Annotated in this window: 21 protein-coding genes and 1 tRNA gene; 12 read left to right on the forward strand and 10 right to left on the reverse strand. The window is 63.8% G+C overall.

The window, feature by feature from the left end:
• Positions 1 to 266 precede the first annotated feature (266 nt).
• On the forward strand, positions 267 to 914 hold the full coding sequence (locus LMT64_RS08745) for a hypothetical protein (protein WP_126351022.1): 648 nt from the start codon (positions 267 to 269) through the stop codon (positions 912 to 914).
• 79 nt (positions 915 to 993) lie between these two features.
• Here LMT64_RS08745 and LMT64_RS08750 read toward each other — a convergent pair whose 3' ends face one another.
• A complete protein-coding gene (locus tag LMT64_RS08750) occupies positions 994 to 2,406 on the reverse strand; it encodes an alanine/glycine:cation symporter family protein (RefSeq protein ID WP_126351021.1) in 1,413 nt (470 codons plus the stop codon).
• A 73-nt stretch (positions 2,407 to 2,479) separates the two neighbouring features.
• On the opposite strand from LMT64_RS08750, the gene LMT64_RS08755 reads away from it, so the two are divergent.
• Positions 2,480 to 3,325 carry a PH domain-containing protein gene (locus tag LMT64_RS08755; RefSeq protein WP_126351020.1) on the forward strand — a complete coding sequence of 282 codons (846 nt, stop codon included), beginning with the start codon at positions 2,480 to 2,482 and terminating at the stop codon, positions 3,323 to 3,325.
• Between the two features lie 47 nt (positions 3,326 to 3,372).
• Here LMT64_RS08755 and purK read toward each other — a convergent pair whose 3' ends face one another.
• From purK to LMT64_RS08775, 4 genes are all read right to left on the reverse strand, one after another.
• A complete protein-coding gene (gene purK / locus LMT64_RS08760; RefSeq protein ID WP_126351019.1) occupies positions 3,373 to 4,500 on the reverse strand; it encodes a 5-(carboxyamino)imidazole ribonucleotide synthase in 1,128 nt (375 codons plus the stop codon).
• Complete coding sequence (gene purE / locus LMT64_RS08765; RefSeq protein WP_126351018.1) at positions 4,497 to 5,033, reverse strand: 5-(carboxyamino)imidazole ribonucleotide mutase; 537 nt, start codon at positions 5,031 to 5,033, stop codon at positions 4,497 to 4,499. The genes purK and purE overlap by 4 nt, the downstream gene beginning before the upstream one ends.
• 77 nt (positions 5,034 to 5,110) lie before the next feature.
• The gene (locus LMT64_RS08770; protein WP_126351017.1) at positions 5,111 to 6,229 is read right to left on the reverse strand and encodes a M20/M25/M40 family metallo-hydrolase; all 1,119 of its coding nucleotides are present in this window, start codon (positions 6,227 to 6,229) and stop codon (positions 5,111 to 5,113) included.
• 21 nt (positions 6,230 to 6,250) lie between these two features.
• Positions 6,251 to 8,254 carry an elongation factor G gene (locus LMT64_RS08775; protein WP_229253167.1) on the reverse strand — a complete coding sequence of 668 codons (2,004 nt, stop codon included), beginning with the start codon at positions 8,252 to 8,254 and terminating at the stop codon, positions 6,251 to 6,253.
• A gap of 278 nt (positions 8,255 to 8,532) precedes the next feature.
• On the opposite strand from LMT64_RS08775, the gene LMT64_RS08780 reads away from it, so the two are divergent.
• On the forward strand, positions 8,533 to 9,045 hold the full coding sequence (locus LMT64_RS08780; RefSeq protein ID WP_126351015.1) for a flavin reductase family protein: 513 nt from the start codon (positions 8,533 to 8,535) through the stop codon (positions 9,043 to 9,045).
• Positions 9,046 to 9,200: 155 nt separating this feature from the next.
• Positions 9,201 to 9,935 (forward strand): metallophosphoesterase family protein, encoded by a 735-nt coding sequence (locus LMT64_RS08785; RefSeq protein WP_126351014.1) that lies wholly within the window; start codon positions 9,201 to 9,203, stop codon positions 9,933 to 9,935.
• Positions 9,936 to 9,948: 13 nt separating this feature from the next.
• Here LMT64_RS08785 and LMT64_RS08790 read toward each other — a convergent pair whose 3' ends face one another.
• Both LMT64_RS08790 and LMT64_RS08795 read right to left on the reverse strand, forming a co-directional pair.
• Entirely contained in the window at positions 9,949 to 10,488 is a 540-nt protein-coding gene (locus LMT64_RS08790; protein ID WP_229253168.1) for a multidrug resistance efflux transporter family protein, read from the reverse strand.
• 131 nt (positions 10,489 to 10,619) lie between these two features.
• A complete protein-coding gene (locus LMT64_RS08795) occupies positions 10,620 to 11,495 on the reverse strand; it encodes a VC0807 family protein (protein WP_229253169.1) in 876 nt (291 codons plus the stop codon).
• 112 nt (positions 11,496 to 11,607) lie between these two features.
• On the opposite strand from LMT64_RS08795, the gene LMT64_RS08800 reads away from it, so the two are divergent.
• The 3 genes from LMT64_RS08800 (at position 11,608) to LMT64_RS08810 (ending at position 13,917) form a co-directional block, all read left to right on the forward strand.
• Positions 11,608 to 12,171, forward strand: a complete 564-nt coding sequence (locus LMT64_RS08800) for a DUF2179 domain-containing protein (RefSeq protein WP_126351013.1) — start codon at positions 11,608 to 11,610, stop codon at positions 12,169 to 12,171.
• Between the two features lie 126 nt (positions 12,172 to 12,297).
• Positions 12,298 to 12,741: a hypothetical protein gene (locus tag LMT64_RS08805; RefSeq protein ID WP_126351129.1), complete on the forward strand. Its 444-nt coding sequence runs from the start codon at positions 12,298 to 12,300 to the stop codon at positions 12,739 to 12,741.
• A gap of 102 nt (positions 12,742 to 12,843) precedes the next feature.
• Positions 12,844 to 13,917, forward strand: coding sequence for a M20/M25/M40 family metallo-hydrolase (locus LMT64_RS08810; protein WP_126351012.1), 1,074 nt, complete (start codon positions 12,844 to 12,846; stop codon positions 13,915 to 13,917).
• A gap of 3 nt (positions 13,918 to 13,920) precedes the next feature.
• Here LMT64_RS08810 and LMT64_RS08815 read toward each other — a convergent pair whose 3' ends face one another.
• Genes LMT64_RS08815 through LMT64_RS08825 form a run of 3 tightly spaced genes read right to left on the reverse strand, consistent with a single transcriptional unit; the run spans position 13,921 to position 15,445 of the window.
• Positions 13,921 to 14,262 carry a YraN family protein gene (locus LMT64_RS08815; RefSeq protein WP_126351011.1) on the reverse strand — a complete coding sequence of 114 codons (342 nt, stop codon included), beginning with the start codon at positions 14,260 to 14,262 and terminating at the stop codon, positions 13,921 to 13,923.
• Positions 14,259 to 14,669, reverse strand: a complete 411-nt coding sequence (locus tag LMT64_RS08820; protein WP_126351010.1) for a putative dsRNA-binding protein — start codon at positions 14,667 to 14,669, stop codon at positions 14,259 to 14,261. The genes LMT64_RS08815 and LMT64_RS08820 overlap by 4 nt, the downstream gene beginning before the upstream one ends.
• Positions 14,670 to 14,686: 17 nt before the next feature.
• Entirely contained in the window at positions 14,687 to 15,445 is a 759-nt protein-coding gene (locus LMT64_RS08825) for a phosphodiester glycosidase family protein (RefSeq protein ID WP_126351009.1), read from the reverse strand.
• A 136-nt stretch (positions 15,446 to 15,581) separates the two neighbouring features.
• Here LMT64_RS08825 and LMT64_RS08830 point away from each other — a divergent pair.
• The 5 genes from LMT64_RS08830 (at position 15,582) to LMT64_RS08850 (ending at position 19,830) form a co-directional block, all read left to right on the forward strand.
• Positions 15,582 to 15,656, forward strand: a tRNA-Asn gene (locus LMT64_RS08830).
• A 124-nt stretch (positions 15,657 to 15,780) separates the two neighbouring features.
• A complete protein-coding gene (locus LMT64_RS08835; RefSeq protein WP_126351008.1) occupies positions 15,781 to 16,674 on the forward strand; it encodes a tyrosine-type recombinase/integrase in 894 nt (297 codons plus the stop codon).
• On the forward strand, positions 16,671 to 17,495 hold the full coding sequence (locus tag LMT64_RS08840) for an aminoglycoside phosphotransferase family protein (RefSeq protein ID WP_126351007.1): 825 nt from the start codon (positions 16,671 to 16,673) through the stop codon (positions 17,493 to 17,495). Before LMT64_RS08835 ends, LMT64_RS08840 begins: the two co-directional genes overlap by 4 nt.
• A 216-nt stretch (positions 17,496 to 17,711) precedes the next feature.
• Positions 17,712 to 18,461 (forward strand): hypothetical protein, encoded by a 750-nt coding sequence (locus LMT64_RS08845; protein WP_229253170.1) that lies wholly within the window; start codon positions 17,712 to 17,714, stop codon positions 18,459 to 18,461.
• 7 nt (positions 18,462 to 18,468) lie between these two features.
• Positions 18,469 to 19,830, forward strand: a complete 1,362-nt coding sequence (locus tag LMT64_RS08850) for a phospholipase D-like domain-containing protein (RefSeq protein WP_229253171.1) — start codon at positions 18,469 to 18,471, stop codon at positions 19,828 to 19,830.
• Positions 19,831 to 19,890 lie beyond the last annotated feature (60 nt).

Here is a 19,890-nt window from a genome sequence, read left to right on the forward strand (position 1 = left end):
GCGTGGTGGGAGTGACAAATACTGTCTCCAGGCGGCAACGGCGTGGGCTGATGCCGCATCTTCGGAAGTGTTCCCAAGCCACTCAGAGCGAAAAAAGCAGGCGAAAACACCTGCCGCGCTGGCCCCATTCTAGCAGGCTGACAGGGGGGTGTGAGCAGAGGGAGCCACGGCCCAGGGCGGCGGCAGCGAGTCTGCTTTCCCAGGCTCATCGGCTGGTCCTCTTTTGCCTATTCGCATAATTTCCAGCCAGCCTCTAGCCTTATGGTATGGCCCGTAAAGCAGCCCCCAAGGCCCAGCGCACCCGCGAAAAGGTCAAGAACCCGCCTGGTTATCTGGCGACCCATGACCTCAAGGAACGCGGGTGGACGGCGCGGCTGATTGAACGCTTTTTGGGCCAGAACGACGCCGAGCGGCCCAACGGCCTGAAGATGGGGCGACGGCGCTTGCCCCCGGTGCGGCTGTACCGCGAAGAGCGCGTAGACGACGCCGAGCGCGAAGAGGAGTTCATTTTGGCCCGCATGAAAGCCGAGGACGCCCGCGACAAACGTCAGCAGGGCCGCGAGCGCCGCGACCGGGAACGCCGCCAACTGCTGGAAAGTGCCGCCGAGAGCTACTCTCCCCGCGTCCAGCCGCTGGCGCTGCGTAAAGGCGCAGTACGCAAAGCCCGCGCCCCGCACCTGCCGGAACTGGAACGCACCCTCACGCGGTTGGGGCGCGAGGTAGGAGGCCTGAAAGGCGGCGATGAGGAAGCGCTGCGCGAACTGCTCATGCGCCGCTTGCATCTGGTACTGGCCGAAGTGTACGACTGGTATCCCCACCCTGACGGGCCGCGGGAGGTAGAGGCCCAAGAGAAAGAACCTGGGGGGGACGCCAAACCGAGCGATTGGCGCGACTGGGACTGGGATGAGGCCTAACCCCTACCGCGCAGATAAGCAGGCTCAAAAAAGCCGCTGGTAGGAATGCGCCAGCGGCTTTGATGGGCAGATTTGCCCCTTACTTCCACACCTCGCTCGGCAGGCGGCGGTCCAGTTCAGGGTCGGCGCAGCGCTCAAAGACAGGAGCTTCCTGACCCGCTCGGCGCTGACGGTCATAGTCCCGCAGCAACCGCAGTGCCACCGGGCTAAGCAGCAGCAGCGCGATCAGGTTCGTGACCGCCATCAGGCCCATACTCAGGTCGGCCATGTTCCAGACGGTGGGCACGTCGCGTACGGCCCCGAACACCACCATGCCCAGCACCAGCACCCGGAAGATGTTGAGCACGGCGGGATTACGGTTCAGATACTGCACGTTGCTCTCGGCGTAGGCATAGTTGCCGATGATGCTGGTAAAGGCGAACAGGAAAATAGCCAGCGCCAAGAAATCGTTACCCCAGCCGCCCACATGCTCGGTCAGAGCTGCCTGGGTAAGCTGCACGCCGGTTTCAGTGCCGCCCAGATGCACGCCCGACAGCAAGATAATGGCCGCCGTCGCCGTACAGACCAAAATGGTGTCTACAAAGACGCCCAGCATCTGCACCAGCCCCTGCTGCACGGGATGATCCACCTCGGCGGCGGCGGCAGCGTTGGGGGCAGACCCCATGCCAGCCTCGTTGCTAAAGAGACCCCGCTTGACCCCGTTCAGCAGCGCGGCAGCGATACCACCCGCCACCCCACCTGCGGCAGCCTGCAACCCAAAGGCACTGCGGAAGATATTGGAGAACATGGCGGGCAACTCCGCAGCGTTGGTAACGATCACATACAGCGCGACCAGCAGATACAACACGGCCATGATCGGCACGACCACTTCGGCCACCCGTGACACCCGCTTGAGGCCCCCGAAGATAATCGGCGCGACCAGCACCGCCAGGATCAGCCCCAGCGGCAGTGCCCCGACACCGTAACCACTCATGGCCGCCACGATGGAATTGCTCTGCACGGCATTGAACACCAGGCCAAAGGCCAGAATCAGGAAGACCGCAAAGAGACTGCCCATCCACCCCTGGCCCAGCCCCTGACGGATGTAGTAGGCCGGTCCGCCGCGGTAGCCGTGGTCCGGGTCAGGCACCTTGTAGGCCTGGGCCAGCGTGCTTTCGATCAGGGCGGTGCTCATGCCCACCAGCGCCGTCATCCACATCCAGAACACCGCGCCGGGACCACCCAGCGAAATGGCGATGGCGACCCCGGCGATGTTGCCGGTGCCGACCCGACTGGCCAGGCCAGTCGCGAACGCCTGAAAAGAGCTGATGCCATCACTGCCCGCCGTGCCTCGGCTGCCCAGCACCGAGCGCCACGCCGAGCCGAACAGCCGCAGTTGCACACCACGGGTAGCGACCGTAAAGAAGAGTCCGGCACCTACCAGCAGGTAGATCAGCACCGATCCCCACAGCAGGCCGTTGCCCCAGTCAATGAAACTATTCAAGGCGTCCATGTGGGCCAGCCTAGTGCATTTGGCGGTGATCCAGCCGGAACCTCAGGCCGCCTGGGCGCGTAAACAAAATAAGATGAGACGCGACCTGACGGCCCTGACCCCCGCCCAGCAAACCACGCCGCGCTGGTGGCCCTGGCTCCTGGCGCTGACGCTGCTCAGCCTGCTGCCCCTGCCTGTACTCATGTTTGGCCCGCTGCTCAAGGGCGTGAGCTACGAGGTGGCGAATGGTCAGATCGTGGCCCGCTCGGTGGGATCGTCGGTGCAGATTGAGGCGGGGACGCCGGTGCAGTCAGGCCCAGTCACGCTGACGGGCCGCAAGGTCGGCAGCGAAATGGCCGGCTACGTGGTGGGGCGTTTCAGCAGCGATCAGGGCACGCTGAATGTCTACAGCGACGGCTCGCACGGGTCGGACGCGCTGCTGTTCGCCACGCAGCCCCAGCCCACGCTGCTGACCCCCGCTGATCCCCAAGCCTTACTGAGCGCCTGGCGGAGCGGCGGTACAGCGACTTTTCACCCGGCGCGGCGGGCGGGCCTTGACCCACTGTCGCTGCTGATCCTCCTGCCGGTGCTGCCTATTGTCTGGTTCCTGCTCCGTCCACCAGCCATACGCTACCGGCTGGACGGTGACGCCCTGGTGGTCCACACCGGCCTGGGTCACACCCGCTTTCCGCTAGATGACACGCAGGCCAGCGTGACCCGTGAGGCACTGGGGATGCGGCTGTTCGGCTCGTCCATCCCCGGCTACCACACTGGAACCTTTGCGAGCAACGCCCATCCCTCAGGCCGGGTGCAGGCCGCCGCGACCGACCACCGCCCCGCGCAGGCGCTGCTGCTGACACATGAGGGCAAGACGTACTACCTGACGCCCCAACAGCCGGACGTGGTGGCGGGATGGTTTAGGGGCGCACCACCGAACTGAAAGTGAGGGGATGCCTCTGTATATCCAGCTACAGCACGCCAGAGAATTTAAGGAATCAGCCGCTCCAGCTCGGCCAGCCGTGAGCGCAGCGTCTCGGCGTCGGGGGCCGTCAGGTTGACGTGGCCCAGCTTGCGCCCTTGGCGGTGGGCCTTGTGGTACAGGTGAATCTGGGTACCCGGCAGCGCGTCGATAGCTCCCCAGTCCGGTTCCAGAGCTTGACCGTCTAGACCGTCTACGCCCACCACATTCACCATGGCGGTAGGCAGGGGCGGTTTCCACCCTTGCAGCGGCAGGCCCAGCACCGCCCGCACCTGCGCCGCAAACTGGCTGACACCGCCGCCGTCCTGGGTCAGGTGGCCCGAGTTGTGGACGCGGGGCGCCACCTCATTCACCAGCAGTTCACCGCCGGGCAGCTCGAAGAATTCAAGCGTCATCAGCCCTTCCAGGCCCCAGGCCTCGGCCACCGCGCGGGCAATCTCGCGGGCCTGTGCCTCGGCCCGCTGGTCGCCGCCGGTATATACCGAGGTCCGCAGGATGCCGTCACGGTGGACATTTTCTACCAGCGGCCCAAAGGCCAGGTTGCCGGACGCGGTGCGGGCCACCCCCAGGCTGACCTCACGGGTAAACGGGACCAGCCCTTCCAGCACGCAGGGCACCCGGCCCAGGTCGTCCCAGGCGGCCCGCAGCTCGGCGTCCGATTGGACGCGGCGCTGGCCTTTACCGTCGTAGCCCAGCTCGGAAGTCTTGAGGATGCCTTGACCGCCGAGTTGCGCTAGTGCGCCTGCCAGGTCGCTTTCAGCCTCAATCACCGCAAAATCCGCCGTGCCCGCGCCCGCCGCCCGCAGTCCTTCTTTTTCACGGGCGCGGTGCTTGGAATGGGCCAGCAGGCCCCGGCCAGGGCGCACCGGCACGCGGCCTTCGAGAAAGTCCAGCGCTTCCAGCGGCACATTTTCAAATTCCAGTGTCACCGCGTCGCATTTCGCCAGCCGGGCCAAACCCGCCGGGTCGGTGTAAGGGACACACAGATGCTCGGCACACAGCCGCGCCCCGGCCTGGGGGTCCGGTTCCAGCGCCACCACCCGCACCCCCAGCGGAATGGCGGCCAGCGCCAGCATCTGCGCCAGCTGACCGCCGCCCAGAATGCCCAGGGTCCGGGGAGAAAAAGTGTCGCTCATTGCGCGCCCGCCTGAGGGTGGCCGTCGAAGTGGGGGTCGTCCAGCACGGCCTGGGTCTGCGTAGCCCGGAACTCGTCCAGCGCAGCCCGCACGGCGTCGTCGGTGGTCGCCAGCAACGCCGCCGCGAACAGGGCGGCATTCTTGGCCCCCGCCTGCCCGATGGCAAAAGTCGCCACCGGCACCCCGGCAGGCATCTGCACGATGCTCAGCAAGCTGTCCTGGCCGCTCAGCGCCCGGCTCTGGACTGGAACGCCCAGCACCGGCACACGAGTAAAGGCCGCCAGCATCCCCGGTAGGTGGGCTGCGCCGCCTGCCCCGGCGATGATGCAGCTCAGGTTCAGTCGCTCGGCGCGGGCCGCGTAACTGGTCAGGAGGTGCGGCGTGCGGTGGGCCGAGAGCACGCGCACCTCGTAAGGAATATTCAGCTGGGCCAGCAGGTCCAGTGCGCCCTGCATGGTCTCGAAATCCGAGCGGCTGCCCATCACCACGCCGACTTTGGGGGTGGGGGCCTGGGGAGTTGAAGGGGTGGTCATGGATTTTATGATGGCAGAATTGCTCCCGCGAACAGAGTGAGTCACGCATGCTCGGCCGCCCAGCATATTTGCACCCGTTACAGCCGCCGCAGCAAGGCGGTCAGCAGGGCCACCCGCTCTGTCCAGAGGTCCAGGCGAATATGCTCATGGGCCGCGTGTGCTCCGTCACCGGGAGCGCCCAGCCCGTCCAACGTGGGGCACAGCGGGGCCGTAAAGTTGCCGTCGCTGCCACCCCCTACCGACGTTTCGGTGAGTGTGAACCCCAACTCCTGCGCGGCGGCCTGGGCCTGCGCGAACAGCGCCAATGTCTCAGCGTTGCGGGGAAAAGGTGGGCGGTTCACGCTCAGGTGCCAGTCGGCCTGCACCCGCGAGTCTGCTGGGGTCAGTGCTGCCAGCTCACGCAGCACCCGCTCGTCCTCGCCCGCTTGCGACACCCGCACATCCAGCGTGAGACGGCACTCGGCGGGGACCACGTTGCTGGCCGTACCGCCAGCGATCTGTGTGACCAGCACGGTGGTCCCCAGCTCAGGCCGGGCCACCGCCTCAATGCGCCCGATCAGCTCGGCAGCGGCGGCGACGGCGCTTGAGCCCCGCTCCGGCTCGTTGCCTGCGTGAGCCGCGCGGCCTGTCAGGGTCACGGCAGCGTCTATCACGCCCTTGCGTCCCGTCTTGAGGGCGTGGGCATGTTCGGCGCTGCCCTCCCCCACGGGCGGCTCCGGCACCAGCGCGGCGCGAGCAGCGTGGGCTTCGGCCTCAATGTGCCCCCGGCTGGACGGACTACCCACCTCCTCATCTGGCGTGACCAGCAACACCACACCACCGGCAGGCCACTCTCCCCCAAGCGCCCGCAGCGCGTGAAAGCCTCCCACCAATCCGGCTTTCATGTCGTAGACGCCGGGGCCATACAGCCGCTCCGCATCCTTTCGCAGTGGCATCTGCGCCAGCGTGCCCTGCGGCCAGACCGTGTCGGCGTGGGCCAGGATCAGGAGAGGCGAGGCCTGGCCGTCCACCCCAAAAGCGAAGCGCCGGGTGCCGCCGGAAAGGGTTTGCGTCTCGCCACCCAATTCACGCGCCCAGCCCTCCAGCACCGCCATCACCTGCCCAATGGCCGCCGCGTCGCCCGAGGGCGATTCGAGGGCGGCCAGGGTCAGCAAGTCAGCCTCAAGGGCAGCGGGGTCGGGCCAGAACAGGGTCATGCCCCATCCTAGCCGCGTTCGCTACGCTTCGGCCAATTGTCTCCGGCGTTCTTCAAGCACTTGCTGGGCCAGTGCGCCCGGCAACTCCTGATAACCGTGGTGGCGTAGTGAGTAGCCGCCCCGGTCTCCGGTCAGGCTCCGCAGGGCCGCATTGTAGTCCTGCATTTCGCGCTGAGGCACTGCGGCGCTGATCACCACCACGCTGCCTTCGGGTTCCAGGCCCTGCACGCGTCCACGCCGCGCCTGCAAGTCGCTCATGATGTCGCCAGTGAAGCTGGCGGGCACCCGCACCCGCAATAGCTGCACCGGCTCCAGCAGCACCGGCCCCGCTTCCTCCAGGGCATTTTTCAGCGCCAGTGCTCCGGCCAGTTGAAAGGCCAAGTCCGAGCTGTCCACCTCGTGATGGCTGCCTTCCAGCACAGCGATATAAACGTCCTGCACCGGGAAGCCCCCCAGGCTACCGCGGCCCAGAGCGTCCTGCACGCCTTTCTCAATGCTAGGTAGGTACTTGCTGGGAATGGTGCCACCTACCACTTCGCTGCTGAAGCGGTAGCCTTCACCCGGCTGAATACGGACCGTGCAGTCCCCGTACTGCCCGTGGCCCCCAGACTGCTTCTTGTGCTTGCCCTGCGCCTGGGCGCGGCGGCGAATGGTTTCGCGGTAGGGAATCTGCGGCGCACGCAGGTCCACATTCACGTTCAGCGCGGCCAACCGTTCGGCGGCAATATTCAGGTGCATCTCGCCCATGCCGCCCAGCAACAGTTCGCCGGTCTGCTCCTCACGCGAGGAATACAGGGTGGGGTCTTCTTCCAGCAACTTGCCCAGCGCGTCCCCCAGGCGGTCCTCGTCGCTGCGGCTACGCGGGTGCAGCGCGCGGATATAGACCGGGTCTGGCAGCGGCAGGCTGGCGTATTCGATAGGGTGCTGAGGGTCAGCCAGCGTGTCGCCGGTATGCAGACCGTCCAGCTTGGTCACGGCCCCGATCATTCCGGCCCGCAGCTCCGGGACTTCGGTCAGGTCCCTACCGCTCGGCATATACAGGTGGGCCAGCCGGACTTCTTCGCCCCGGGTGGTGTTTTGCAGGATGTCCCCGGCCTTCAGTATGCCGCTCCAGACCCGCAGATAAGCCACCTTGCCTACAAAGGGATCTACGCTGACCCGCCACACGCGGGCGCTGACCGGGGCTTCAGGGCTGGGGTCGCGGGTCTGACCGTCCAGACCTTCCAGTGGCCCCCGCTCCCGCGCCGAGCGCAGGCCTCCCACCATCAGGTGCAGCAGTTCGTCCAATCCCACCCCGGTTTCGGCGCTGACCGGCAGCACTGGGTAGATGCGGCCCGCATGGACCGCTGCCAGAAAGGTCTGGTACAACTCCTCGCCGCTGATTTCCTCGCCTTCCAGATAACGGTTCATCAGCGCGTCATCCTGCTCGACGATGGTGTCGAGCAGGGCAGTGCGGGCCTCGGCCACGGCAGGGCGCAGGTCACTGCTCAGCGACCCCGGGTCTACCGTCAGCACGTTGATCAGCTCCCGGAACTCCTCTCCCTCGCCACTCGGCCAGAACGCCGCCGCCACTGGACCCGGCAAGCTGGCACGCAGATCGGCCAGCGCCGCCGCAAAGTGGGCGCGCTCGCGGTCCATCTTGTTGACGGCCACGATGCGCGGCATCCCGAACAGGTCGGCCATCCGCCAGACCCGCTCGGTGCCGACCTCGACACTGGACCCGGCCCCGACCATGACCAACACGCTGTCGGCAGCACGAATCCCCCCACGAATCTCCCGCACGAAGTCCGAATAGCCTGGCGTGTCCAGCAGCGTCATGGCCACGCCTTCGTGGTTCAGGCGCAGCACAGTGGTCCGCACCGAAAAGCCGTGTTGGTGTTCTACATCGCTGTAATCGCTCTGGGTCGTGCCGTCCTCCACACGGCCCATGCGGGGTATGGTGCCGCTGCGGTGGAGCAGGGCTTCGGTCAGCGTGGTTTTACCCACGCCGCTATGGCCGACCAGACTGACAACTCGGTTTGGCATAGCAGGCATCACTCAACCTTTCCGGGGGTCCGGCAGCGCTGCTGTGGCGCAGCCCTTGGTTGCCGCCGGACGGCACCGAAGGCCACAGGAAGAAGGCAGCGGACGCCTGAAACGCTGCCTGAGCGCTCCAGTCCGGATGCCCGCCTGGGGCATTCAGTGTGGTGATATGCGCAGCATACTCCTCAGTGCCGGGTCAGGAGAACGCCGGGCCAGGAGAACGGGACAACCCGGCCCGGCGGCGACTCTGGCCTAGACGATCTGCCGCTACACTGGGCCACATGACACAGCCAAACCACCCCGCCCCCGCAGAGGGCATCGGCGCAGAGGACTTCCGCTACACCCTGGGCCGCTTCGCCAGCGGTGTGACCGTGATCACCGCCCGCACCACTGACGGCAGCGTACACGGCATGACCGCCAGCGCCTTTGTGTCGGTCAGCATGAACCCACCGCTGATCCTGATTTCGGTGGACCGCCGCGCCCGGATGCACGACATCCTGCTGGCGGACGATGTGGAGCAATTCAGCGTGAATCTGCTGGCCCAGAGTCAGGCCCACCTCAGCAACCATTTCGCCGGACGCCCCGGCCCCGAGGAGGACGTGCCCTGGCGTGAGCAGGCCGGCTTCCCGGTGCTGGGCGGCACGGTGGCTTCGGTGGTCTGCCGCAAATACCAAGTGATGGACGGCGGCGACCACACCCTCTTCCTGGGTCTGATCACCTCCACCGAATACTCGGACGAGGCCCCACTGCTGTATTTCAAAGGCAAGTACGGGGCGCTGGCCGCAGAGCAGTAAGACGCGGCGCAAGCCAACGGCAACAGATGTTTTCAATCCTTCTGCCGTTGGCTTCGCCATGAAGAATCGCTCAAGCAGCAACCATCTGGCCTTGCGACCTGTCCATTGTCCCAAGCTGCAGCGCACAATTTGACAAATGCTCTACACTGCCTGCCATGACCCGCCTCGCCGTGATCGCCGACCTGCACGCCAACTTGGAGGCGACGCTGGCGGTTCACGCAGATATTCAGCGGCGGGGAATCAGTGACATCTGGGTGCTGGGGGACCTGGTCGGTAAGGGGCCACGCCCGCAGGCGGTGGTGGACTGGACTCAGGAGTACGCCAGCCGGGTGATTCAGGGCAACTGGGACGCCCGCGTCGCCGGAGCCAGTCACCGCCCACAGGACCTCTGGCCGCGCTCCAAGCTGCGTCCAGCGGATCTCAAATACCTCGAAACCCTGCCGTTCGGCATCGAGGAAGACTTTGGCGGCCTGTGCTGGCGCTTTGTGCATGCCAGTAGCCGGGGGGTGTTTCACAAGCTGTATCCCCACTCCAGCCTGTCCGAGCAGCTGGACAACTTCACGCCCCAACCGGAGCTGGGCCTGATGAACTATGCCGACGCGCTGGTGTTCGCAGACATTCACGAAACCCTACTGCTGGATGTGGAAGGCCGCCCCATGCTGAACTGCGGCTCGGTGGGTAATCCGCTGGATAGCGTGCTGCCCTCTTATCTGCTGCTGGACTTCAGCCAGCCGGGTTACGCGGCCTGCTTCGTGCGGGTGCCGTATGACCGCGCCGCCGAAGTGGCTGCTGCCGAAGCCAGCGATATGCCGTTCGTGCGTGAGTACGTGGCCGAACTGATGACCGGAGCGTACCAGAAGCGTAAGGCCAAGAACCTGAGCGACTGGTAACAGCCAGCAGCGCTCAGGCCAGACGCCGGGTAAACAGCCACAACCCCAGCATCACCAGGGCGATGCCCAGCAGTCCATCGTTCAGGTGCGGCAGGCGCGCTGCCCAGCGTGGGGCCTGGGCTGACGGAGGCCGGTTGGCCTGCCACACCAACTGGTTGCCCAGCGGGTAGCAAAAGGCCGCGATCAGGGCCGGAACTGCGCCCAGCAACAGGTCGGAGATGCCGACGCTGGGCCGTCCATGCAGCTCGGAGAAGTTGACCAGGCACACCCCCGCAAAGACCAGAACCGCGTAGAGCATCACCCGGCGTGGAAAGCGCTGCCCAAACAGCGCCAGCACCAGCAGGCTGGCCACCACTGTGAACTGGAAAGTGGCAGCCACCACCCAGCCACTGGCATAGGCCGCGCTGAAACAAACTAAGGCGTAAAAGGCCCTAAAGCCCACGCTGCCCGCCAGGGTCCAGAATCCCGGCTGCCGCCAGAACAGTGCCCACAGCTCGCGCAGCCGGCCAAGACCACCTTGCAGGGCAACCAGCCCCGAAAGCAGCAGCAACATAAAGACATAACGCAGGCTGGCCGACCAGAACCAGTGGCCCCCTGGCTACTGATCATTTCATTGAGGACAAAGGTAGAGCTGAAGAAAATGCCAGCCAACAGGCCCAGCAGCATCAGGCGCAGCAAGGAACGTCAGCCCTGCCGGGGCGCAGCAACAGGAGCGTCCACTTTTCCGGCCAGCGTGGACGGCTCGAACAGGCTGGCGCCGGGGCCGAAGCGGGCCACGGCCGCACGGTGCAGCAGCCAGAAGGCCAAGCCTACCCCCACCAGACTGATCAGCATGCTGGGCACGCGCATGATGGCATTCACGTGCGCCACCTGAGCGTTGAAGTCGTCGGTGCCAAATTTGGCGACGACCTGGCCGTAGTTCACCACCGAGTTCATGATGCCGCTCACAATGTCCACCAGCGCAAAGACGATGGTGCCATGAACCACGGCGCGGTGAATGGCCGGATCATGCATCGCCCGCTGCGACAGGGCGCGGTTTTCGGGGCTTTCGCTCAGACTGGCTGCGTCCATAAAGATACGGAACAGCGGGAGGCGCGTGCCCGCACTGATCAAAAATGCCAGGCCCAGCAGATAGGACCGCGCACTGTCTTTAATGGCGTACCAGAAGCCGTCCACGTACCAGAAAGCCAGCGCCCCACCCACCAGTGCCCCAGCGCCGCCCAGCAGGGCCACCGGGCTGACATTGCGGTTTTTGATCAGGTCCCAGGCGACGTAGGCAACCGGAACCAGCGCAGCAGCGAGATAAGCGCGGACATTGCCCGCCGTGTCTCCGCCAAACAGATCATCTGCCGCCGAAAAGCCGCTGCCAAGTAGGTCGGGGCTGAGAATCGCAATCGGAATGATCAGCGTGAAGATCAGGTCGCGGATGGTCTGCGGCACCGCGCTCTTGGCCGGATTGCGCGCAGCGGGGTTCTGGGCGTGGGTGGTCACGTTGGCCGTCAGGTCCGGCGTGGTCCCCTGAGCCGGATTCTGCGGGCGGTTGGGGCGCGGGTCCGTCATGGCCTCTTACTATGCCACGCTGGGCCTGACACACCGCTGATGCTGCCGTCCTCCCTATGCCCCTCCCCTGGATATAGCCCTGTGAGCACTCACGCGTTAGCCTGCGGGGCGTATGGAGCTTTCGACTGCCCTCCTCCTTAACGCCCTGATGATTTTCAGCCTGCGGATCATAGACGTATCGCTAGGCACGCTACGTATCGGCATGATCGTGCGTGGGCGGCGCAACTTGGCGGCGGTGCTCAGTTTTTTCGAGTCGCTGATCTGGCTGGTGGCGGCAGCGCAGGTGCTGGGCAACCTCGAAAGCCCGGTGCAGTTCGTGGCCTACGCTGGGGGCTACGCCGCCGGTACGTTGGTCGGCGCCTGGATCGAACAGTGGCTGGCGGTGGGCAAGGTGGTCATGCGCGCCTTTGTCCCGGTCAATGCACCGGACGTAGCAGCGGCCCTGCGCAGTGCCGGATATTACGTTACGGCCCTGAACGGTTCCGGGCGTGACGGCGACGTGCGGGTCCTGTTCAGCGTGATTCCGCGCAAGCAGTCTTCCAAGGTGCTGCGGCTGATTGAGGAAGTCTATCCCAAGGCCTTCGTGACCATTGAGGAGGTCAACACTGCCGACTTGCAAGAAGCAGCGATACGCCAAGAACGCATGGCGCGGCGGTTCCGGGTTCAGCGCAAATAACGCATTCCTGCGGATCTCTGGTGTAACCCTTCATTTTTGAACCTGGCTGGGGTGAATTCTCATATGGCCAAGCATGGGGCTACCTAGCCTGAATGTAATTCACCCAAGGAGGTTTCAATTATGACGATGTTCAAAGACCTGCAACGCGAGATTCACGAGAAAATGGCTTCACTGGGCGGCGCTGGCGACCCCCGTGACACCAACCATGACGGCGTGGTGAGCAGCCAGGAAGCTGCTGCTTATGTGCGCGACTACCTGCAAAGCGCCTCCCCTGAGGAGCGCGAAAGTGTCATGCGCGAGTACATGGGCGGCCTGAGCAAAGACGACCGCCGCCAGATGGGCGACGCCATTGTCCGCAGCCCCAGCAACCCCGTGCAGAAAGTGGACACTGACGACGACCGCGACCTGATCGACGCCTACACCAAGACGGCCCAGGCCCCGGATCAGAACGGCAAGAGCCCGCTGGAAGCCGCTTTTGATGAAGGTGGAGCGCTGAGCAGCCCGCTGGCTAAAGCCGGTCTGGTGGGTCTAGCTGCCGTGATCGGTTCTTCAGTCCTGCGTAACAAGTAAGCCCGCTCAAGCCAGCCCAGCCACCTGATCTGACTCCCGTACCCGCATAGGCACGGGGGTTTTTGCTGGAATTCAGCGTGCGCGGGGTACACTCGGCAGAACATGCCGCTTGAGTTTCTCGTCCGGATCGCACAGACCCCGGCCCCGACCTTTGCAGAAGGCGCACGGGCCAGCCTGATCACGCAACTATGGCGCGACCTGGGGTATCACCCTCAGACGGACGCGGTGGGCAACGTGCTGGTCAAGATTGATCCTCCCAGCGCCGGGGCAAGTGGGCGTGGACCACTGATGCTGGCCTCACACCTGGACACCGTCTTCCCAGCCCAGACCGATGTGCGCGTCCAGCAGCAAGTAGAGCGCTGGTCTGGCCCTGGCCTGGGCGACAATTCGTCCAGTCTGGCCGTGCTGACGGCGCTGCTGCGTGACCTGGACCACCGCACCCTACGTGCCCCACTCTGGGTGGCTGCGAATGTGGGCGAGGAAGGTCTGGGTGATCTGCGTGGGGCCAAATATCTACTGGCCGAACATGCCCGTGAGCTGGGGGCCTTTGTAGCAGTAGACGGTTATCTGGGATCGGTGGTCACGCAGGCCGTGGGGGTACGGCGTTATCAGGCCACTTTTCATGGGGGGGGGGGCCACTCCTGGGGCGAAGCTGTTCCCAGCGCCGTGCATGCTCTGGGAGAAGCAGTGCGTGACCTGTACGCCCTGCCCCGGCCCACCCAGCCACGCACCACCCTGAATGTGGGTGTCGTTTCAGGCGGCAGCTCGGTCAACTCGATTGCGGCGCAGGCATCACTGCTGCTGGACCTGCGCTCATTGGGCAGCCAGGAACTGCAGGAACTGGACCATCAGGCGGTGGCAACTCTGCACGGCGCGGCCCGCCGGGTGGGCGTGCGGCTGGACCTGGAACGGGTCGGGGACCGTCCCGGCGGCCTCCTGAACACCCGTGAATTGCTGCCCCTGGCCCACGCTGCCGCTCAGCGAGTGGGCGTCACCCTACGCGAAGCGGCCAGTTCCACCGACGCGAATGCGGCGGCTCCCTACGGCCTGCCCACGCTGTCGCTGGGGGTGTACCGGGGCGGCCATGCGCACCGTGAGGACGAATGGGTGGACCCCCACAGCCACGCGCAAGGATTGGGATTGCTGCAAGCCTTCATAGCAAACTACCAGCGCTAGCAACTACCCCTCCAAGGGAATCAGTTGCAGTTGGCCGCCTTCAACATGGCCATCAATCGTGAGCACTTCCAGGCGGCAGGGCAGGTCGTCACGGCCCAGCTCACGCGTCAGATAGGTCAGGGCCGCACGGTGCATCAACGCCAGCTTACGTGGGGTGACACTTTCAGCCGCACTGCCGTAGTGAGCCTGACGGCGGTGACGCACTTCCGTAAAGATCAGGGTGTCCCCATCGCGGGTAATCAGGTCAATCTCGCCGCCAGGAATCCGGTAGTTGCGCGCCACCACTTCACGGCCCAGAGAGCTCAGATAGCGGGCGGCACGGTCCTCAGCGTCGGCTCCCTTCACTGCTTCTCAGGCTCGGAACCGGGCTGATGGCCGAGCTGTGCCAGGAGTTCGCGGTATAGGCCCGCAGCGTCAGCGGCCACCTGGGGGAGTGGGGCGTCCAGAGCAGCGCGTTCGTCAGCCACCGCCAAGGCTTCGGCCAGCACACCGGGATAGATCGGCCACGAGGCGGGCATCACTGCTCCAATGCCCGTGTCAGGGGACTGGCGACCCAGCGCCTCCTCAGCAGCCAGCCGCTCAGCCTCGCGCTTGCTGCTGCCTCGCCCATGTCCCAGAACCTCACCGCCGCTCCAGACCTGAGCCTGAAACGAAGGGGCGTGGGGCGGCCCACTTTCCTCAACCCGGAATTCGGGCGGACGGCCTTCAGCACTCAGCCGGGCAATCAGCTCACCTTTGGGGTTGTCGGTCATGCCGCAGGATACCCCGCCTACGGACTGGCCTGCGGCAGCGGCTGAGTCACACTCCAGATTCCGGCAAAGTTGGCCAGCTGGGTATTGGTTGCTGGCACGGCGTAAGCGCTGATGCTGCCGTCCAGATACAGGGCGTCAGGGCAGTGCAGGGTATCGCGGTAAAACACAGCAAAGGCATAGAAGTTCACAGGCGCATTACTCACCGCAAACCGTACCCGCCCGTCACTGCATACGCCCACCCCACTGCGAACCTTGAAGGACGAGCTGCCCTTGTTAAACGACGGATGGATGTTGCCCCGGCGCAGCAGCAGCGGCCCCGACTGTGTGGCGTAATCCGGCTGCAGCTTCTGGGACACATATTCTGCCGTTTCACTTATGCCTGCTTGGTCACCCTTGACCCAGAACACTCCGTTGGGAAGCAGCGCGAAGTTGCCACCCGTCCGGGCAAAGTTAGGCGGGATCAATTCCTCGCCCCCTTCAACATGCAGCCCCAAGGGACGGTAGCCAGGCGCGTAAATCCCGCTGTTGGTCAAGAACAGCGCCCGGTCGCCTTCCTTGCGCAGACGCTCACGCAATTGTGCGAAGGTCAGGTAAGGCTGCCCCGTGGTCGGGTTGATCCAGTGAAGCCGCAAGTCATCGCGGCGCAGGTCCACCGTGGCCACCGTGTAGGTGGTCAGGTCGCCCCTGATCTGCTGCAAAGTCAGCGCCTGAGCCGCTGGGCCACCCAGCAGGGTCAGGGTCAGCGCTGCACTACCAGTGAGCTTGTGCCATTGCATCCCCGTCATCATGACGGCTTGGCCGCCTGGCCGCATGAAGGTGATGTGAGAGCGGACTTGTTTGCTCTAGCAGAGGGCTTGCAAGGATGCGGGGGCTATGTTACTCTTCTTTTCGCGCCTGAAAAGGTGTACATATTCGGCAGTAGCTCAGTGGCAGAGCATCCGACTGTTAATCGGACGGTCGTTGGTTCGACCCCAACCTGCCGAGCCAGAAAAGAGAAGCCCCGTCTAGGACGGGGTTCTTTTATTTTCTCCCAGAGAATGAGTTTGAGCGAAACTCACTTGGTCGGATGCTCTCCAGGGGTTACGAAGATGTCGTCAGAAGGAGGTCCAAGATGACCACTGACGAACTCTGGCAGGACTTCTACCTGCACCTGCGGGCAAGGCGGCGCAGTGAGAAGACCATCGTTTTCTACCGCACCACCCAGCGCGTCTTCAGCCGTTTCGTGAAAGAGCACCAGCTACCCGAGCAGGCTGAGCAGCTCACCATCCGTCACCTGCGGCTCTTCCTGCGTCACCTTGAGGAAAGCGGTCTCGCTCCTGGAGGTGTCCATGCTCATGCACGTGCCCTCAGAGCGCTATTCAACTGGGCAGAGCGTGAAGACCTGCTGGACCACAACCCGGTCAAACGGCTGGAGATGCCAAGTGTTGCCCGCAGGCGGCTGCCTACCGTCACACCCCAACAGGTCAAAGAACTCGTCAAAGTCAGCAGCCAGCTGGACCAGCCCAAGCGCGACACTGCGCTGCTGATGCTGATGTTTGATACCGGACTGCGCATTCAGGAGGTGGCGAACCTGCAACTGGACGACCTGCTTCTGGAAAAGGGGTTACTGCGCGTGACTGGCAAGGGTGATAAGGAACGCTTCGTACCTATCGGAGCCAACAGCATGCTTGCCCTCAAGGTATACCTACGGCGCGAACGCAAGCCACTGCATGACCGCATCCAGGCGGTCTTCGTAAACCGCATGGGGCGACCCTTGACCAAAAGTGGCATGACCATCCGCCTCCACAAGCTGACCCGGCTGGTCGGACGTGAGCGTGCCGAGTGCGCCCCGCACGCCTTTCGCCGTGGCTTCGCGGTGGAGTTCCTACGCAACGGGGGCGACGTGTTCACCCTGCAGCAGATTCTGGGGCACAGCAGCCTCGATATGACCCGTCGCTACGTGACCTTCCTGGATGACGACCTGCGGGCGGCTCACCTGCGCTACTCACCAGGAGACCGCCTATGAACCGACCGAACATTTACGCTGCCGTGGAATGGATTCAAAACGCTCCCACGGAAGAGCCAGGGCTGCTAAGAGGCGAAGACTTCATGCTGCGTTACGCGCAACCTGAGTCCACTGCCGCCAAACGACTGAGGCGAGAAGCAGACCTGCTGCCTAAACTTGCGCAGCTGGACCTGAGTGTACCTATCCTGCTGGAGTTCTATGAGGGCGGTGAAGCCTCACCCCTGACCACCAGTCTGCAAGCTCCAGTCGATAATCCTAGTGGGATCTGGCGTTACGGCACCGCCGAAGAACCTGATGAAGTCTGGGAGCAGGTCGGAGCATACCTGCAGAAGCTTCATCAGGCTGATGCCATCTTCGCCTCTCCAGAACGGCGGCTGCCTGAGCCTGGCTCTGTCCTGGTCACGCTGCGTAAAGATGGTGTTCTCTCTGCCGAAACAGCCACCCTGTTGGGCAACATCCTGGAGATGCTCAGGAGCGAGCTATCCGCTGAGCCAGTCGTCAATCTTCACGGCAAGCTGACCCCAGACCGCCTGATCCTGGACGAGGAGGACGAGCTTCTGGGCATCTGGGACTGGAGCCATGCGCGGGTGGGTTCTGCACCGCTTGATTTTCTCCATCTGCCTGCCAGCGCCACCGAAGGGATACTGCGGTCCTACCCATTTCCCGATTTCCCGCTGCACCTGGAGCAGACATATCTCCAGCAACTGCTGCTCGACCTTCAGCAAGCTGCCACAGGAGACCATCATGCTCTTGACCGCATCACCTCACGAAGTCTGGAGTGGTGGCTCAGAGGCATGACGCGCAGTTCCGTTCAAAATTGAGCTACCGAACTCAGATTGCCCACAGCGGCATGCTCTACTGGAGATACAGAAGACGCGCCCCTCTAACATCCAGAACGTCCAGCAAATCAACCTGCCCCACACCCCAGTCTCAAACGGCTGGGGTGCTCTTGTTCGGCGCAACAGCCCTACCGCAACACACCCGTAACCTCTCCCCTTCCAGATACAGCCCTCGCTGTGAGCGCGTCTGGAGGAAGTATGTCCATCACCGAAACCCAGATTCAAGCCATCACAGATGCTCATGCCCGTGGCGCACTGGACCACCAGATTGCCAGTGCAGCGGGCGTCAGCCTCGCCACCGTCAAACGTCAACGCAAACGGTTGGGGCTGGCGACCAACTACCCGCCTGCTCAGACAGGTGCCTTAGGGGAACGGCTGCTTGAAGCCGAAGCTCGTAGGCGCGGTCTGACCACACAGTGGCGCAGGCGTTCAGGAGACAGCTACGACCTGTACATCGCAGGTCAGCGAATCGATGTGAAGACCAGCATGCAGCACGCCAAGGGCACTTGGCGCTTCTGCCTGCACGAAACCCGGCAGAGCTTCCACGGGCGCTACAGCTACCACAAGGACTATGCCGCAGACTGCGAGTACGTGGCGCTGGTCGCTCTCTACCCAGATGAGCGCGAGCCGGATATCTATTTCCTCTCCAGCCAGCACCTTCCCAGCGAGGTTTACCTGGGCAAGCGTGACCGGTACGCAGATTTCAGGAACGACTGGACGGCACTTGAAGATGCCCAAGCTGAATTGGATGCAGCCGCCTCCGCCTCTCGCTACCTTGAAGAACGTGAAACCGCTGTTCCCTGCCCTGCTGACGGTCCTGCTGTTTATGTCCGGCTTTCTGCTGCTCAAAGGCTACCTTCCGCAGACTGCCAGCGCTTCCTTAGTACCCCAGGTGCAGATCTTCGTCCATACGCCACTCGCGACCAGCACCCCCAACCTCCACTGTGACCAGCCGATGTGCCGCTCACTCGTAGAAGCGATCAACGCTTCGCAGAGCAGCATCGACTTCGCCATCTACGGGCTACGTGGTCAGAAGGAGGTTCTGGACGCTCTGGTGCAGGCGCAGGCGCGTGGCGTTCGGGTACGTGGCGTGGTGGACGCCGACATCCACGGCAAGAACTATTACAGTGATACGCCCGCGCTGATGCAAGCGCTGAAAAATATCCGCACCGATCAAGCCACCGACCAGCGCACAGCCGGTAAGCGCGAGGAGAGTAGCGGCTCAACCAAGTGTGAGCGCCCAGCGGACCACGAGGGACCGCTCTCCTGCTTCCAGCAAACCGTGGGCGGGGTGCGCTACGAGCTGGGACAGGCGTCTGCCGAACCCATCGGCTTTGAGGGCGACATCATGCACAACAAGTTCTTCGTGATGGATGGTCACACCGTCTGGACAGGCTCCGCCAACATTAGTGACAGCGACGTGGGAGGGTACAACGCCAATGTTGTCTTCCAGGGCAAGTTGCCAGAACTGGCTGAGGCATACACCACAGAGTTTGAGCAGCTTTATAACGGGAAGGCTCACCGCGAGAAGCAGGTGTCGAGCAGACGAATCGTGCAGCTGCCAGCAGGCGGGACCGCTCAAGTCCTGTTCTCTCCTCAGGACAGCGCGATGAATCAGGTGGTGACGTGGCTGGATGAGGCGCAACGGGAGATCAACATCACCATCTTCTACCTGACCAGCAAAGACGTGGCTGGCGCGCTGCTTGGAGCCCTGGACAGGGGTGTCAAGGTGCGCATCATCATGGACGCCACCGCTGCACAGAACGAGTACACCAAGCATGAACTGCTGCGCTCAGCGGGCGCACAAGTCAAGGTCGAGAACTGGGGCGGAAAGATGCATGCGAAGGCTGCCAGCATCGACGGGAAGCACCTCATCATCGGCTCCATGAACTGGACTTCGGCGGGACAGTACCGCAACGACGAGAACACGCTGTTCCTGCGGGATGTACCTGCCTTCGCAGAGCAGTACAACGCTGGCTTTGAGGAGATGTGGAGCAGTATTCCCGAGACCTACCTGACCATCAATCCCAGACCGGAAGGCACCGAATCCGGCTACGCCTGCCAGGACGCCTTCGACAACGATTACGACGGAAAGACCGACCAGGAAGATCCCGAATGCGTGTCGGCTCCACCCGCAGGAACCCGCGCTGCACCCCAGGGGAAAAGCTGCCCCCCCGAGTTCCCCATCAAGGGAAACGCGGACAGCATGATCTTCCATGTACCCAGCGGCAAATACTACGCTAAGACCACACCAGAAGACTGCTTCAGCACACCAGACGCTGCTCAAAACGCTGGTTACCGCCAAAGTAAAGAATGAGCCCCGCTGCTTTTTGAGGAACATGCCCTGCCAGAACAGCCGAGTCCGCTGGTAGATAGC

It is taken from the genome of Deinococcus radiophilus, from assembly GCF_020889625.1.
Taxonomy (GTDB): Bacteria; Deinococcota; Deinococci; order Deinococcales; family Deinococcaceae; genus Deinococcus; species Deinococcus radiophilus.